The sequence below is a fragment of the Microbacterium luteum genome (assembly GCF_015277875.1).
GTDB lineage: Bacteria > Actinomycetota > Actinomycetes > Actinomycetales > Microbacteriaceae > Microbacterium > Microbacterium luteum.
The window spans coordinates 1,303,322-1,318,709 of the sequence record NZ_CP063814.1 but is presented as its reverse complement, the minus strand read 5'-3'; the positions used below and the strand labels follow the sequence as shown (position 1 = coordinate 1,318,709).

Below are 15,388 nucleotides of genomic sequence, written 5' to 3'. Positions count from 1 at the left end.
GTCCCGGCCCGCGCGCGTTCGCCCAGAGCGTGCGCGAGGCCCGGGAGCCGGGCGTGCGGGTGCCGTAGGCTGGCCGTGCACCCGCAGAACCCCGCGGGTGCGGGCCGTACCGGCCCGAGTCGCCAGGAGGTATGTGACGTGGAGATCCGCATCGGCATCGCGAACACCGGACGTGAGCTGAACTTCGACACGAACGAGTCGGCCGCCGACGTGAAGAGCTCCGTCGCGACGGCTCTGGACTCCGGCGCCGCGCACATCGAGTTCGCCGACGCGAAGGGCAACTCCTACCTGGTGCCCACCGCGGCGCTCGCCTACGTCGAGCTCGGCAGCGAGGAATCCCGCCGCGTCGGCTTCGTCGCCTGATCGATGCAGATCCTCATCGCCCTCATCATCGGCGCGGCGATCGGGATCGCCGCTCACCTCCAGGTGCCCCATCGCCAGACGCGCGGGGCGGCGGTCATCCCGGTTCTCGGCACCATCGCCGCCGGGGTGGCGTGGCTCGCCCTGACCTGGGCCGGCATCGGCATCGACTCGCTGTGGCCGTGGCTGTCGGCGTTCGTCGTGCCGGCGGTGGTGTGCTGGCCGGCGGCGCTTCTGCTGGCGAGGGTTCGCCTGACGCACGATGCCCGCGAGAGGGCAGCGCTCGGAATCGACTGACGGTCGTAGCCGGAACACCCGGCCGGGCCCTCAGGCAGCCAGGCCCATCGCGTCCATGCGTCGTGAATGAGCTGCCATGAGCTCGGTGAAGACCGGCTCGACCTTCTCCTCGTCGTCGGCGTCGAGCGCGGTCGGGCGAAGAGCCGATCGGGCGATCAGAAGGGTGTCGCCCACCAGGCGTCTCCCCCACATGGCAAGGAGCGCCTTCCACTCGGGGTCGCTGGCGATCGTCTCGGCGACGATGTCGACGATCGCCTGGCGGTCGTTGTCGGCGCGAAGCACACGAGCCACGCGGCGGCCGGCCTCGCCGTAGCTGGCCGAGAGGGCGAGGTAGAAGTCATCGAGCAGCCCCGCGGTGATGTGCACGGAGAGCATCGTCTCCTGCGGCCGTCGACCGTGCGTCGCCCGCCGGAAGGCATCGAGCGGCTCGCGGAACGGCAGCATCAGATTGGTGGGGTCCTCACCGCGATCGCGGATGAGCGCCACCAGCTCCTCGTGCTTGGTCAGCGCGGCACCCGCGGCGCGCGACACGGCCTCCTTCTGCGCGAGCTCCGGCGTGGTCTGGATGAGCTCGCTCAGCGTCTCGAAGAACCCCAGCTGAAGATAGGCGGCCTGGCCGAGGTAGGTGGCGATCTCCGGGGCGAGTTCCTCGAAGTCCACCCGCATCGCGTCGCCGAGCTCGCCGCGGGAGCGAAGCTGAAGCAGGCGCCCCTGCGGACGCCGCTGCCAGAACCAGGTCACCACGGCCTCCACCTTAGGCCGCCACGCGGGTCCGCGCGGCCCGCCGCGCGGCGTGCGCGGCGCCCTCGGCTATCCTGGTTCGGTCCCCGGCGTCGGATCGGGGCACCGCGCCCGTGGTTGAGAGAAGGGCGTGGACACACTTTCGCCCCAGCGTGCGCCACGGATGCGCCCGGGGCCGACCACAGGCAGCGTCTCACTGCCGGACGGGTTCCCACACCGTGACCACCTTCGCCGAACTCGGCGTCGACCAGGACATCGTCGACGCCCTCGCCGCACGAGGAATCGTCGACGCGTTCCCCATCCAGGAGCAGACGATCCCGCTGGGCCTGCCGGGGCAGGACATCATCGGGCAGGCCAAGACCGGCACCGGCAAGACGTTCGGGTTCGGCATCCCCGTCGTCCAGCGTCTTGGCCACAACCCCGAGCCGGGGGTGAAGGCGCTCATCGTCGTGCCCACGCGTGAGCTCGCGGTGCAGGTCTACGAAGACATGGACATGCTGACCTCGAACCGCTCCACCTCGGTGGTGGCGATCTACGGCGGCAAGGCCTACGAGGGTCAGATCGACCAGCTGAAGGCCGGAGCACAGATCGTCGTCGGCACGCCCGGACGCCTGATCGACCTCAACAATCAGCGTCTGCTCGATCTCTCCAACGCCACCGAGGTCGTGCTGGACGAGGCCGACAAGATGCTCGACCTCGGCTTCCTCGCCGACATCGAGAAGATCTTCCAGAAGGTGCCGGCCGTGCGCCACACGCAGCTGTTCTCCGCGACCATGCCGGGGCCGATCGTCACCCTCGCCCGGCGTTTCATGTCCAACCCGATCCACATGCGGGCGAACGACCCCGACGAGGGTCTCACCCAGGCGAACATCCGCCATCTCGTCTACCGCGCCCACTCGCTCGACAAGGACGAGGTCATCGCGCGCATCCTGCAGGCCGAAGGCCGCGGCAAGACGGTGATCTTCACCCGCACCAAGCGGGCCGCGCAGAAGCTCGTCGACGAACTGGGCGACCGGGGCTTCAACGCCGCCGCTGTGCACGGCGACATGAGCCAGGAGGCGCGGGAACGCTCGATGGCCTCGTTCAAGGCGGGCAAGAAGGATGTCCTGATCGCCACCGACGTCGCTGCGCGCGGCATCGACGTCAACGACGTCACACACGTGATCAACCACACCATCCCCGACGACGAGAAGACCTACCTGCACCGCGCGGGCCGCACCGGCCGGGCCGGGCGCACGGGCATCGCGGTGACCTTCGTCGACTGGGACGACCTGCACAAGTGGGCGCTCATCAACCGAGCGCTGGAGTTCGGCCAGCCCGAGCCGACCGAGACCTACTCGTCGAGCCCGCACCTGTACACGGACCTCGACATCCCGGCGGGCACGAAGGGGCGCATGGCGACCGCTCCGAAGGCCCAGAAGGCCGACGGACCCCGACGCGAAGCCGGTGACGGCGGCGACGGGTCGCCGCGACGCCGTCGCCGCCGCCGCAGCACCGGATCCGACGGCGGACCCCGCCCGGCTGAGGGCGAAGCCGCGCGCGGCGCGGACGCATCCGACCGCGAGAGCGACGGGGCCGGCACGCACGACGGTCAGGGCAAGGAGCACCACGACGGACGCCCCGCGCCGCGCCGCCGTCGCCGGCGAGGACCGCGCGGCCCGCGCGAGGGCGCGGCCGGCACCGCCTGAGCGGCATCACCGCTCACGGTAAGACCGGCGCGCAGCCCGTCCCGCGGTCGATCAGTCGCTCGAGCATCGCCTCGCTCGTGGTGTGCTCTCCCGGCTGATTGGGTTTTCCGAGCCCGTGGTAGTCGCTGGATCCGGTGACGATCAGATCCCGCTCGTCGGCGAGCGCGCGCAGTGTCGCCACCGCGGCCGGGAGGTTCTCGCGGTGACCGAGCTCGAAGCCGGCAAGTCCCGCATCCAGCATGCGTGTCAGCAGGCGCTTGGGCGGGATCCCGGCCCGGCCGGCCGGATGCGCGATGATCGCCACTCCCCCGGCGCCCACAATGAGCTCGACCGCCTCGACCGGGTCGGGCGAGAACAGCGACACGTAGTAGTCGCCGCCCGTTGCGAGGATCGTCGAGAACGCCTCGCCGCGGTCGGCGACGACGCCGCGGGCGATGAGGGCGTCGGCGATGTGCGGGCGTCCGACGGTCGCGCCGGTGCTCGTCTGGGCGACGATGTCCTCCCACGTGATGTCGTAGTCGCGCGCGATGCGGTCGGCCATGATCCGAGCTCGCTGCAGCCGCGAGCGACGCACGCGGTCGGTCATCGCGCGCAGGCGCGGCTCGTCCGGGTCGAACAGGTAGGCGAGCACGTGGATGCTGCGCCACTCGTGCTGCGAGGACATCTCCATGCCGGGCACGAACGTCATGCCCAGCGACGTCGCGGCGTCTGCCGCCTCCGCCCACCCGGAGGTCGTGTCGTGATCGGTGAGCGCCACGGTGCGCATGCCGTGCGCGTGGGCTGCGGCCATGACCTGCGCGGGCGGCTCGGTCCCGTCGGAGTGCGTCGAGTGCAGATGCAGATCGCCCGGCCCCTCACATCGACCCGACCGCTGCATTCTTCCGAGGGTAGCGTCCGCCAGCGCCCTGGCGTCCGATGCCCGGCCGGAAGGGCGATCCAGGGCGCACCGTGCCGACCTTGACGCTTCTTTCAGTCTGCGCGAATAGGGTTCGTGTCGTGTTGCGCGTGTTCGGGTTCGTCGCCGCTGCGGCGTTCGCGCTCGCGGCGGCGATCGTGACGGTACCCGACGTGTTCCGCGTCCAGGACCGATTCCCCATCGCGCAGATCGTCTCCTTCCGAGGCCTCGTCGCAGCCGCCTTCGTGGTGCTCGCCCTGCTGGCGCTGCTGGTCGCGCTGATCCGACCGCTCCGGGCGTTCGCCACGACCCTCGCGATCGTGTGCCTGCTGGCCGCGGCCGGCAACGGCGCGATCCTGTACGGGCGCGGGTGGGGCACCGAGGCCCTCCCCGCGTCGACCGAGGAGAGCATCCGGGTGATGACCTGGAACACCGCCGGGAGCGGGAACACGTCGGCGGCGTCGATAGCCGAGATCGCCGTGGCGATGCAGGCCGACATCGTCACCCTGCCCGAGACGAGCGCGGAGACAGGTGAGCAGGTCGCGATCGCGATGCGGGACTATGGGCGCCCCATGTGGGTGCACCACGCCACGTTCGGCAGCCAGGACGCCGGATGGGATGCCCTCTCGACGACGATCCTCATCTCCCCCGACCTCGGGGACTACGCCGTCATCGAATCCTCGCAGGACGGCTCGAGCAACACCTCGACCGTCCCGAGCGCGGTCGTGATGCCGACCTCCGGCGACGGTCCGACCGTCGTCGCGGCCCACGCGGTCGCCCCGCGCGTCGACGACATGGCGCAGTGGCGCAGCGACCTGCAGTGGCTCGCCGACCAGTGCGCCGAGGACAACGTCATCATGGCGGGTGACTTCAACGCCACGGTCGACCATCTTGCCGCCTACGGAATCGACGGCGGCACGCTGGGTCGATGCCTGGACGCGGCCTCGGAGACCGGCAACGGCGCCGTCGGCACGTGGCCTTCGCAGCTGCCCTCCCACGTGGGCGCACCCATCGACCACATCCTCGCATCGCCGTCATGGGTGGCGACCGGGTCGCTCGTGCTGCAGTCGACCGACGGCTCGGGCAGCGACCACCGACCTCTCGTGGTGCAGTACGAGCCCCGATGATCGGCCCGGTGACGCCCGGGCTCACAAGTGCGAGACTGAACAGATGAGCACTGGCGACAGCGACACGATCGCGGCGACCGAGACGGCGGAGACCACGCACGACAGCGGCACCAATCGTCGGCAGCCCTTTCCGCAGGGCTTCCTCGACACCATCTCCACCGGGTGGGCCCCGCGGCCGGATTCCGCACCGCCGCAGCGTGACCAGGCCCCCTTCGCGGCAGCCCGGCGCAAGAAGCTGTCTTCGTCGTTCCCCGGAAGAAGGCTGGTGATCCCCGCGGGCTCGCTGAAGCAGCGGAGCAACGACACCGACTACCTCTTCCGCGCCCACTCGGCCTTCGCCCACCTGACCGGCTGGGCCTCCGACTCCGAGCCGGACTCCGTTCTCGTGCTCGACCCGGTCGCGGACGGTCACACGGCGACGCTGTACTTCCGCGAGCGCGCCGACCGCACCACCGCTGAGTTCTACGCCGACGCGTCGATCGGGGAGTTCTGGATCGGCCCCCGTCCCGCGCGGGAGGGCGTCGCCGTCGACCTCGGCATCGCGACCGCGCACATCGACGACTTCGCCGGCGCCGAGGACGACCTCGTCCTCGGCGAGGATGAGGACCTCACGCGTGCCGTCTCCGAGCTTCGATTGATCAAGGACGACTACGAGATCGCCCAGATGCGCCTCGCGGTGGATGCGACCGCTCGCGGCTTCGACGACATCGTGCGCCATCTCGACCGTGCCGTCGCCCACCCTCGCGGCGAGCGCGTCGTGGAGGGCGTCTTCCACCTGCGCGCCCGCAGCGACGGCAACGGTGAGGGCTACGACACCATCGCCGCCTCGGGGCCGCACGCGTGCTACCTGCACTGGACGCGAAACGACGGGGCGGTCGCGCCGGGGGATCTCATCCTCGTCGACGCCGGCGTCGAGGTCGACAGTCTCTACACCGCCGACATCACCCGCACGCTCCCGGTCTCCGGCTCCTTCACCGACACCCAGCGGCGTGTCTACGAGACGGTGCGCGAGGCGGCGGACGCCGCGTTCGCCGTCGCCCGGCCCGGGGTGAGGTTCCGCGACGTCCACGCGGCCGCCATGGAGGTGATCGCCGCCCGGGTCGCCGAGTGGGGGCTCCTGCCGGTGACGGCGGAGGAGGCCCTCGACGCCGACCGCGGCGGGCAGCACCGCCGCTACATGGTGCACGGCACGAGTCACCACCTCGGCATCGACGTGCACGACTGCGCACAGGCCCGCCGCGAGATGTACTACGACGGACTGCTCGAGCCGGGCATGGTGTTCACGATCGAGCCCGGACTGTACTTCCAGATCGACGACCTGACGGTGCCGGAGGAATACCGCGGCATCGGTGTGCGCATCGAGGACGACGTGCTGGTGACCGAGGACGGCGTGGAGAACCTCTCTGCGGCGATCCCCCGCACCGCCGACGAGGTCGAGGCCTGGATCGCGCGGGCGACATCCTGACGCCGTGAGCTACACCGAAGAGCCCGCCTTCACGACGCGGCCGACGCTGACCGGCACCTTCGGCATGTCGGCTTCGACCCACTGGACGGCGACCGCGACCGCTCAGGCGGTGCTCGAGCGCGGTGGCAACGCCTTCGACGCGGCCGTCGCGGGCGCTTTCGTGCTGCACGTCGTGGAACCGCATCTGAACGGTCCGGGTGGTGACCTCGTCGGCCTCATCCAACCCGCCGGCGAGCAGCCGCGCGTGCTCATGGGCCAGGGCCCGGCGCCGGCCGGCGCCTCGATCGCGCATCTGCGGGCCGAGGGTCTCGATCTCGTGCCCGGGGCAGGCGCCCTCGCCGCCGCGGTGCCCGGCGCCGTGGACGCGTGGCTGCTCCTGCTGCGCGACCACGGCACGTGGGAGCTGCGCGACGTTCTCGCGTACGCCATCGGCTACGCGCGCGATGGCCATCCGCTGGTGGCGGGCGCGGCGGCCACGATCGCCCGCGTCGAGGGCCTGTTCCGGGAGGCGTGGCCGACCTCGGCGGCGCAGTGGCTGCCCGGCGGAGCGGCTCCGCGGGCGGGCGAGCTGATCCGCAACGCCGCTTACGCGGAGGTCCTGGAGAGCCTCGTGCAGGCAACGTGCCCGGTGCGCGACGACGGCCCCGTGGGCCGCGCCGCGCGGGTCGACGCCGCTCGACGGGAGTGGAAGACGGGCGAGGTCGCCCGCGCGGCGTCGGCTTTCGCGGCGACGCCGCACCGTCACTCCGACGGCCGGGACCATGCCGGCGTCCTCACCGCCGAGGACATCGCGGGATTCGATGCCCGGTACGAGGAGCCGGTCAGCGCGACCTTCCGCGGCCACGAGATCGTCAAGGCCGGCGCGTGGACGCAGGGGCCCGCGCTGCTGGCGGTGCTCGGGATGCTCGAGCCGCTCGCCGACGATCTGCTCGATCCGTCGCAGGAGGCGGGCGCCCACCACATCCTCGAGGCGCAGAAGCTGGCCTACGCCGACCGCGACGCCTGGTTCGGCGACGACGAGGTCGACCTCGAGGCGCTCCTGTCGGCCGACTATCTCGCGGCGCGTCGCGACCTCATCGGACCCACCGCCGCCGCGGACTTCCGACCCGGATCCCCCGGCGGCGCGACGCCGTTCGTTCCGCCGCTGCGCACCGGCTCGCCCGCCGCGGCTGCGGGCACCGGGGAGCCGACCGTCGACCGGACCGGGCACACGCGGGGCGACACCTGCCACATCGATGTCATCGACCGGTGGGGCAACGTCGTCGCCGCGACGCCGTCGGGCGGCTGGCTGCAGTCATCGCCGACGATCCCCGAGCTCGGCTTCTGCCTCGGGACCCGACTGCAGATGACGTGGCTCGAGCCGGGGCGACCGTCCGCTCTGCGGCCGGGACGGCGCCCCCGCACCACGCTCACCCCGACGCTCGTGCTGCGCGACGGCCGCCCTCGGATGGCGCTCGGATCGCCCGGCGGCGACCAGCAGGACCAGTGGCAGCTGCTCACTCTGCTGCGCATCCTCGTCGGCGGCTTCTCCCCGCAGGCTGCGATCGACGCGCCCGCACTGCACACCACGGCCCTCGCCGACTCGTTCTGGCCGCGCACCTGGACCCCGGCGGGCGCGGTCGTGGAAGACCGGCTGGGCGACGACGTGATCGACGCCCTCGCCGCGCGCGGGCATCGGATCACGCGCGCGGGCGCGTGGGCGCTCGGCAGGGTCTCCGCGGTGGGACGGAATGACGACGGCGTGCTGTGGGCAGCCGCGAACGCCCGCGGCATGCAGGGGTACGCCGCCGGGCGGTGACCAGACGCTCAAACCCGGGCGCGCATCCAGTCCACGACGATCGGCGCGAGGTGCGCGGCCGCCTCGTCGGCTGATCGACGTCGCCCCGCGACCTCGAAGCCGTGCCCGGCCCCGTCGATCGTCACGAGGGTGGCGTCCCGGCACGCCGCGACCGCCTCGTCGAGCTGCTCGAGCGGCTGCACGAAGGCGTCGCGCGTTCCCGAGAGGAACAGCTGCGGCACGACGATCGCGGGAAGATGCTCCGTACGCGGCTTCTCCGGCTTGCCCGGCGGATGCAGCGGGTAGCCGAGATAGATCAATCCCCGGGGGCGCAGGAGGCCTTCTGCGGCGGCCATCGACGCCATCCGGCCGCCATAGGAGCGCCCCGCGGCGAAGAACGGCAGATGCGGGAACTCCGACGTCACCTTCGTGGCGACCGCCTCCCATGCCGTCATCGCGTGCGCGGGTGGGCCCGGCATGCGCCGACCAGCCTCGGCGTACGGGAAGTTGAAGCGCACCGTCGCGACGCCGCACGCGTTCAGCGCGTCGGTGAAGCCGGTCACGCCGGGATGATCGAACCGCGAGCCGGCACCGTGCGCCACCGCCAGGACCGCCCACGGCTCGGCCGGGACCGCGGTGGCGGCACTCACCGGCACCGTGCCCGCGGGAAGCTCCACCTCGACGGTGTCGGCGCTCACGAGCCGGGGGCGTCGTCCTCGGCGCGGCGCGGCGCATCCGGGTCGACGCGCTCGCCGTACTGCGGCGGCGCGACCGGCCGGTCGGGCGCGTCGGTGGACGACGGGCGAGCCGGCGGGTCGGAAGGATGTGCGGGAGGGCCGGGCACGGCGGGGCCGGGCACGGCGGGGTCGGTCCCGGCGGGCCCGTTCGCCCGGGGGCCCAGCACCTGTCGGGCACGATGAAGGCTGTTGGCCGTGACGGTCACCTCGTAGGTGTCCGCGACGACGGCCATCACCGAGGCGTAGTCGCGCCGACGGCGCACGAGGGAGTAGGTCACGATGCTGAAGAGCATCCCGATCGCGATGCCGACGAACAGCACGCCGACGAAGACCTGGATGGGAACCGTCGGAGATCCGAGTACGACCACGGCGCTGAACAACAGCCCCAGGAGCAGCCCGTTGATCGCTCCCGACCGAGCGGCCGACGCGTACCCGAGACGGCCGGTCACCCGCTCGACCGAGCGCAGTCCCGTGCCGACGATCGCGATCTCACGAGCCGGGATCTCCCCGGAGATCAGCTCCGACACCGCCTTCTGCGCGGCCTCGTACGTCGGGAACGACGCGACCGTGGGACCCACCTCTCCGGTGGCCTGGGAGCCGCGTCCGCCGATCATGCTCATTCCTCCATCCTCCCACGACGCCGGTCTACGCTGGAATCGTGAGCACGCAGAGGGTATTCATCGCCCGCCTGACCGGCTGCGCCGTCTTCGACCCCGCGGGCGACCGGCTGGGCAAGGTGCGCGACGTGGTCGTCATCTTCCGTGCCGATGACCCGCCCCGGGTCGTCGGGCTGATCGTGGAGATCCCCGGTCGGCGTCACGTGTTCCTCTCGATCGGCCGTGTCACCTCGATCCGTCCGGGCCAGGTCATCACCACCGGCCTGATCAACGTGCGCCGCTTCCAGCAGCGCGGCGGCGAGGTGCGGGTCATGGCCGAGCTCGTCGGTCGTCGCGTCTTCCTGCGCGACGGATCCGGCACCGCCGTCATCGAGGACGTCGCCATCGAGCGCAGCCGCCTCGGGGACTGGGACATCGGCCAGCTCTTCCTGCGGCGACCCAAGACGGGAGGATCCCCCTTCTCGAAGGGCGCGACGACCTTCGCCACCTGGTCGCAGGTGCGCGAAGACCAGGAGCCGGGCGAAGCGCAATCGGCCGAGCAGCTGGTGGCGAGCTTCTCCGAGCTCAAGCCCGCCGACCTCGCCAACACCCTCCTCGATCTCCCCGAGGATCGCCTGATCGAAGTGGCCGAGGAGCTTCCCGACGACCGCCTGGCCGACGCGCTGGAAGAGATGCCCGAAGACGAGCAGGTGCACATCCTCGAGCAGCTCGACGATGAGCGCGCCGCCGACATCCTCGACGCGATGGAACCCGACGACGCCGCCGATCTCCTCGGCCAGCTGCCCAAGGTGCGATCGGAGCAGCTCCTCGGCCTCATGGAGCCCGAGGAGGCGCAAGATGTGCGCGACCTGCTGAAGTACGGCCCCGACACCGCCGGCGGCCTCATGACGAACGAGCCGATCGTCCTGTCGGCGGAGTCGACCGTCGCCGAGGCTCTCGCCCTCATCCGGCGCCACGAGCTGCATCCGGCACTGGCGGCCTCGGTGTTCATCACCCTCCCGCCCTACGAGACCCCCACGGGCCGGCTCCTGGGCACCGTGCACTTCCAGCGGATGCTGCGCTACCCGCCGCACGAGCGGCTCGGCGCCATCATCGACGACTCCGTCGACCCCATCCCCGCGACGGCGGCGGCGTCCGAGGTCGCGCGCATGCTCGCCAGCTACAACCTGGTATCGGTACCGGTGGTCGATCCCGCGCGACGCCTGGTGGGGGCCGTCTCCATCGACGACGTTCTCGACCACCTGCTGCCGGACGACTGGCGTTCGGTCGAGACGGAGGGCCCCGAGGTGCCCGCCGTTCCGACCACGACCGCCGCGATCCCCACGAGGAGGCGATGATGGCTCGCGAGCGCAAGCAGATCACCCGCATCAGAGGCCTCGATGCGCCCCGCGGGCGCTCCGGTGTTCTCGGGCGCACCCCGCAGCCCTCCCGTGATCGCTTCGGGCGGTTCACCGAGTGGATCGCACGTGCGATGGGCACGCCGGCGTTCCTGGTGATCCTGAGCGGTTTCTGCGCGGCGTGGCTGGCGTGGAACACCCTCATGCCGGTCGACCTCCGGTTCGACTCGGCGGCGAATGGCTTCACCGCCCTGACGCTCATGCTCTCGCTCCAGGCGTCGTACGCTGCTCCGCTCATCCTGCTCGCCCAGAACCGCCAGGACGACCGCGACCGCGTGCAGATCGAGCAGGACCGACAGCGTGCCGAGCGGAACCTGGCCGACACGGAGTACCTCGCGAGGGAGATCGTCGCTCTCCGCATGGCGGTCAACGACATGAAGGGCGATGTGCTCACCAAAGACGTGCTCCGCGGAGAGTTGAAGAAGATGCTCACGCACCTCGATGACGCCCCGCGGAAGGAGTCCTCCACCACGTGAGCGACCTCGCATCCCGCGTCCGCACGGCCGTCGGCTCGGTCATCGATCCCGAGCTGCGCCGTCCGCTGAGCGATCTCGACATGGTGCGCGAGGTGAGCGTCGACGCCGGCACCGCGCACGTCGCGATCGCTCTGACCATCGTCGGATGCCCCGCCGCCGACCGCATCTCGCGTGATGTCACCGACGCAGCGGCGGCGGTGACCGGCGTCGACGCCGTCGACCTCGAGGTGGGGGTGATGACCCTCGACGAGCGCCGGGCCCTGACCGACAAGCTCCGCGACGGGCGACCCGCACGGCAGATGCCGTTCGGCCGCGATTCGCTCACGCGCGTCATCGCCGTCACGAGCGGCAAGGGGGGCGTGGGCAAGTCGAGTGTGACGGCCAACCTGGCCGTGGCGCTCGCCGAACAGGGCCTCTCCGTCGGGCTCATCGACGCCGACGTGCACGGCTTCTCGATCCCGGGCCTGGTCGGACTCGTCGACGCCGACGGCAGAGCACCCTCGCCGACCCGGATCGACGACCTCATGCTGCCGCCGGTCGCGTACGGCGTGAAGGTCGTCTCGATCGGGATGTTCCTGCGTCGCGGTGACGCCGACGGACCGGTGGGCGCGGTGGCCTGGCGCGGTCCGATGCTGCACCGGACCGTGCAGCAGTTCCTCACCGACGTGTTCTTCGGTGACCTCGACGTGCTGCTGCTGGACATGCCGCCGGGCACCGGAGACGTCGCCATCTCGGTGGGCCAGCTCCTCCCCCACGCCGAGGTGCTCGTCGTCACGACGCCCCAGCCGGCCGCGTCCGACGTCGCGGTGCGCAGCGGGCTCGTCGCCCGTCAGACCGGACAGCGCCTGATCGGCGTGGTGGAGAACATGTCCGCCCTGTCTCTTCCCGACGGCACGGCGCTCGAGGTGTTCGGCTCCGGCGGCGGACGCGCGGTGGCGGATGCGCTGACCACCGCCTCCGAGCCAGTGGAGGTCGTCGCATCGATCCCCCTGAGTCCGGCGTTCCGTCAGGCCGGCGACGACGGTGTGCCCGGCGTGATCGCTGTCCCGGAGGACCCGGCCGCGCGCGCCATCACGGCGCTGGCGAAGGCTCTCGCCGCACGGCCGCGCGATCTGCCCGGCCGCGCCCTGCCGTTCACGACCGGCTGAGCGCGACCGGGTGCCTCTTCGGGAGACGTCGTCTCAGGGACGCCCGCCGCCGCCCATGCCGCCGCCCATCATCTGGTTCGACAGCTCCGTGACCTCTTCCCCGTTGACGGTGATCGTGCCGCCCGTGAGGGTCCCGCTGCCGTCGTAGTCGAACGCGGACTGCGCCGTGATGTCGATCGTGCCGCCGCTGATGGTGAGGTCTCCGTTGCTGTCGACCGCATCGGTGTCGCCGGAACCCATCACGATGCTGAGGTCGCCGCCGCTGATCGAGATCGACAGTCCGCTGGTCACGATGGCCGAGGCGGCCGCGTTCACGCCGTCGTCCGATGCGTTGACGCTCGTCTGACCGCCCTCGATCACGATGACGGGCGCCTCGATACCCTCGACGGAGGACACGATGTCGATCACTCCGCCGCTGATGGTGACCTGCTGCTCGGCCTTCACGGCGTCGTCACCGCTGGTGATGGTGATCTCACCGCCCGACACGACCAGCTGCCCGGCCCCGGCGTCGGTGTCGTTGCTGGATTTGATCCCGTCCCCGGCGGCGTCGACGTCGATCGTGCCGCCGGTCACCGTGAGCGAGTCCGTGCCACGGATGCCGTCGTCGACGCTCGAGACGGCGATCGTTCCCGCTTCGATCCACAGATCGTCCTTGCCGACGATGCCGTCCGCGAAGTTCGCGGCGACCTCGAGCGAGCCCGTCCCGGTGATCACGAGATCGTCCGCGGAGTAGATCGCACCGTCGATCTCCTCGTCGCTGCGGGTCGAAGCGTCGGCGACGGAGTTCGTCGACCCCTCGGCGAGCTCGATGACGGTCGTCTCGGCATTGTCGACGCGGATCGCCGCACCGTCCGCGCTGTCGATCGTGACGCCGTCGAGGATGATGCGCACGAGGCCGTCGCTGTCGACGACGATCTGCCCGGTGGATGATCCGGTGAGCACATAGGTTCCGGGCTCGGTGATCGTGAGCCCGTCGTCGGTGAGCGCCACCTCGGTGGTGGGCAGGGTGCTCCAGTCGATGTCGCCGCTCTCGCTGGAGGTGTCCACGGTCGAGGACGTGGTCGACTCCGTGCTGGTGGAGGGCGCGGTCGTGGCGGTCGCGGTGTCGGACGACGCCGAGGTCGCCGCGCAGCCGCTGACCAGCAGCACGGAGGTGAGGAGAGCGGCGGTTGTCAGGGCCGGTCGTCGCATGGTCGACTCCTTCGGATGGGGTGCGTGTGTCGTGAGAACAGTGCACCGCGCTCTCCTATGCGCCTCCTATGCCCGCGCGATGTCGGCGATACGAACCCGCCCTCAGGTCGCTTCGCTGTCGAAGGGCGGCCGCGTGCCGGGCTCGAGTTTGCTCGTGACGGGCTTCACCGCCGGAGCCGCTGTCGTCGTGGCTTTCGCGGCCTTCGCGGCGGGAACCGGCGGGTCGTCGAGGAGGGCCTCCCGAATGATGCGCCGCGGGTCGTACTGGCGCGGATCGAGCTGCCGCCAGTCGACGTCGTCGAACTCGTCGCCCATCTCGTCCTTCATGCGCGTCCTCGCGCCCTGCGCGAAATCCCGCACGCGCCGGACGAGGCCCGCGAGCGCCTCGGCGTAGCGCGGCAGCCGCTCCGGTCCCAGCAGGAAGGCGGCGATGACGAGGATCAGCATCAGCTTCTCGAACGTCAGGCCGTTGAACACCCCTTCAGATTACCGTCGCGCCTCAGCGGCGCGTCGCGATGCGGCACCTAAGCTGATCCGGAAGGAGTGGACATGGCAGATCAAGACGCCGATCGGCGCTTCGCGGCGGAGTCCGTCGTCGAACCCGATCACATCGCACGTGCCCGCGCGGCCGCGCTGGAATTGGGCGCAGCGCCCATCAGCGCCGAAGTCGGCGCCCAGGCCGCGGTGATCGCAGCGGCCTCGGCCGCCCTGAACATCGTCGAGATCGGCACCGGAGCGGGCGTGTCGGGCCTGTGGCTTCTGCACGGGTCGCCTCGCGCGACCCTCACCACGATCGACAGCGAGCCCGAGCACCTCGGCGCCGCCCGACAGGCTTTCGCCGACGCGCGCGTGCCCGCCGCGCGAGCCCGTTTCATCACCGGTCGCGCCGCCCAGGTGCTCCCGCGCATGAACGAGGCCTCCTACGACATCGTCTTCGTCGATGCCGACCCCGAGGGTGTGATCGAGTACGTCGAGCACGGGTTGCGCCTGGTGCGCGCCGGCGGCACGGTGCTGGTGCCGCGCGTGCTCGGTGGCGGGGCGGTCTCCGACCCCGTGCGGCGCGACCCGACGACAGCCGCATACCGCTCCCTCATCCAGGAGACGCAATCCTCATCCGCCGTCATCGGCGCACTCTCGATCGTGGGCGAAGGCCTCCTCCAGCTGACCACCGTCGCCGCAGAGCCTCGCTGACCCGGTCTCACACACGAAAAGGCCGGTCCTCGGACCGGCCTTTTCGTATGTGAGACGAGAACGTACGTCAGGCTGCGCTGACGACACCCCCCAGAACGTCGTGAAGCTCCTTGGCCTCAGCATCGTTCACAGAGACGACCAAACGGCCCCCACCCTCGAGTGGAACACGCACGATGATGAGGCGCCCCTCCTTCACGGCCTCCATCGGCCCGTCTCCGGTTCTCGGCTTCATCGCTGCCATCGTGGCTCCCTTTCTTGTGGAGGTCTGCCTCCCGAGTTTA

At 71.1% G+C, this 15,388-nt stretch carries 17 protein-coding genes; 10 read left to right on the top strand and 7 right to left on the bottom strand.

What is annotated here, in order from left to right; all coding sequences use genetic code 11:
- The first annotated feature begins 138 nt into the window (after positions 1 to 138).
- Entirely contained in the window at positions 139 to 363 is a 225-nt protein-coding gene (locus tag IM777_RS06420; RefSeq protein ID WP_071042942.1) for a DUF3107 domain-containing protein, read from the top strand.
- Between the two features lie 3 nt (positions 364 to 366).
- The gene (locus IM777_RS06415) at positions 367 to 657 is read left to right on the top strand and encodes a hypothetical protein (protein ID WP_071042941.1); all 291 of its coding nucleotides are present in this window, start codon (positions 367 to 369) and stop codon (positions 655 to 657) included.
- Between the two features lie 30 nt (positions 658 to 687).
- Here IM777_RS06415 and IM777_RS06410 read toward each other — a convergent pair whose 3' ends face one another.
- Positions 688 to 1,401: a ferritin-like fold-containing protein gene (locus tag IM777_RS06410; protein ID WP_071042940.1), complete on the bottom strand. Its 714-nt coding sequence runs from the start codon at positions 1,399 to 1,401 to the stop codon at positions 688 to 690.
- A 215-nt stretch (positions 1,402 to 1,616) separates the two neighbouring features.
- On the opposite strand from IM777_RS06410, the gene IM777_RS06405 reads away from it, so the two are divergent.
- Positions 1,617 to 3,086 (top strand): DEAD/DEAH box helicase, encoded by a 1,470-nt coding sequence (locus tag IM777_RS06405; RefSeq protein ID WP_071042939.1) that lies wholly within the window; start codon positions 1,617 to 1,619, stop codon positions 3,084 to 3,086.
- A 13-nt stretch (positions 3,087 to 3,099) separates the two neighbouring features.
- On the opposite strand, the gene IM777_RS06400 is transcribed toward IM777_RS06405, so the two are convergent.
- Entirely contained in the window at positions 3,100 to 3,963 is an 864-nt protein-coding gene (locus IM777_RS06400; RefSeq protein ID WP_194384981.1) for a PHP domain-containing protein, read from the bottom strand.
- Between the two features lie 119 nt (positions 3,964 to 4,082).
- Between IM777_RS06400 and IM777_RS06395 the strand changes: the two genes are divergently transcribed.
- The 3 genes from IM777_RS06395 (at position 4,083) to IM777_RS06385 (ending at position 8,371) form a co-directional block, all read left to right on the top strand.
- The gene (locus IM777_RS06395; protein ID WP_071042937.1) at positions 4,083 to 5,108 is read left to right on the top strand and encodes an endonuclease/exonuclease/phosphatase family protein; all 1,026 of its coding nucleotides are present in this window, start codon (positions 4,083 to 4,085) and stop codon (positions 5,106 to 5,108) included.
- Positions 5,109 to 5,151: 43 nt separating this feature from the next.
- Positions 5,152 to 6,573 (top strand): aminopeptidase P family protein, encoded by a 1,422-nt coding sequence (locus IM777_RS06390; protein ID WP_071042936.1) that lies wholly within the window; start codon positions 5,152 to 5,154, stop codon positions 6,571 to 6,573.
- Positions 6,574 to 6,637: 64 nt separating this feature from the next.
- Positions 6,638 to 8,371, top strand: coding sequence for a gamma-glutamyltransferase family protein (locus IM777_RS06385; protein ID WP_390178249.1), 1,734 nt, complete (start codon positions 6,638 to 6,640; stop codon positions 8,369 to 8,371).
- Between the two features lie 8 nt (positions 8,372 to 8,379).
- On the opposite strand, the gene IM777_RS06380 is transcribed toward IM777_RS06385, so the two are convergent.
- Complete coding sequence (locus IM777_RS06380) at positions 8,380 to 9,048, bottom strand: alpha/beta hydrolase family protein (RefSeq protein ID WP_194384980.1); 669 nt, start codon at positions 9,046 to 9,048, stop codon at positions 8,380 to 8,382.
- Positions 9,045 to 9,707: a YflT domain-containing protein gene (locus tag IM777_RS06375; RefSeq protein WP_194384979.1), complete on the bottom strand. Its 663-nt coding sequence runs from the start codon at positions 9,705 to 9,707 to the stop codon at positions 9,045 to 9,047. Before IM777_RS06375 ends, IM777_RS06380 begins: the two co-directional genes overlap by 4 nt.
- Positions 9,708 to 9,745: 38 nt before the next feature.
- On the opposite strand from IM777_RS06375, the gene IM777_RS06370 reads away from it, so the two are divergent.
- From IM777_RS06370 to IM777_RS06360, 3 genes are read left to right on the top strand one after another with little or no spacing between them, the layout of a single operon-like run.
- Complete coding sequence (locus IM777_RS06370) at positions 9,746 to 11,041, top strand: magnesium transporter MgtE N-terminal domain-containing protein (RefSeq protein WP_194384978.1); 1,296 nt, start codon at positions 9,746 to 9,748, stop codon at positions 11,039 to 11,041.
- Positions 11,041 to 11,577, top strand: coding sequence for a DUF1003 domain-containing protein (locus tag IM777_RS06365; protein ID WP_194384977.1), 537 nt, complete (start codon positions 11,041 to 11,043; stop codon positions 11,575 to 11,577). Before IM777_RS06370 ends, IM777_RS06365 begins: the two co-directional genes overlap by 1 nt.
- Positions 11,574 to 12,725 carry an Mrp/NBP35 family ATP-binding protein gene (locus IM777_RS06360; RefSeq protein WP_228480978.1) on the top strand — a complete coding sequence of 384 codons (1,152 nt, stop codon included), beginning with the start codon at positions 11,574 to 11,576 and terminating at the stop codon, positions 12,723 to 12,725. Before IM777_RS06365 ends, IM777_RS06360 begins: the two co-directional genes overlap by 4 nt.
- Before the next feature lie 33 nt (positions 12,726 to 12,758).
- Here the strand turns inward: IM777_RS06360 and IM777_RS06355 are convergent, their stop codons facing one another.
- Positions 12,759 to 13,916 carry a carbohydrate-binding domain-containing protein gene (locus IM777_RS06355; protein WP_194384976.1) on the bottom strand — a complete coding sequence of 386 codons (1,158 nt, stop codon included), beginning with the start codon at positions 13,914 to 13,916 and terminating at the stop codon, positions 12,759 to 12,761.
- Between the two features lie 102 nt (positions 13,917 to 14,018).
- Entirely contained in the window at positions 14,019 to 14,393 is a 375-nt protein-coding gene (locus IM777_RS06350; RefSeq protein WP_228480977.1) for a twin-arginine translocase TatA/TatE family subunit, read from the bottom strand.
- Positions 14,394 to 14,465: 72 nt separating this feature from the next.
- Between IM777_RS06350 and IM777_RS06345 the strand changes: the two genes are divergently transcribed.
- Positions 14,466 to 15,107 carry an O-methyltransferase gene (locus IM777_RS06345; RefSeq protein ID WP_071042928.1) on the top strand — a complete coding sequence of 214 codons (642 nt, stop codon included), beginning with the start codon at positions 14,466 to 14,468 and terminating at the stop codon, positions 15,105 to 15,107.
- Positions 15,108 to 15,174: 67 nt separating this feature from the next.
- On the opposite strand, the gene IM777_RS06340 is transcribed toward IM777_RS06345, so the two are convergent.
- Positions 15,175 to 15,348 carry a DUF3117 domain-containing protein gene (locus IM777_RS06340; RefSeq protein ID WP_064485917.1) on the bottom strand — a complete coding sequence of 58 codons (174 nt, stop codon included), beginning with the start codon at positions 15,346 to 15,348 and terminating at the stop codon, positions 15,175 to 15,177.
- Between the last annotated feature and the right edge of the window lie 40 nt (positions 15,349 to 15,388).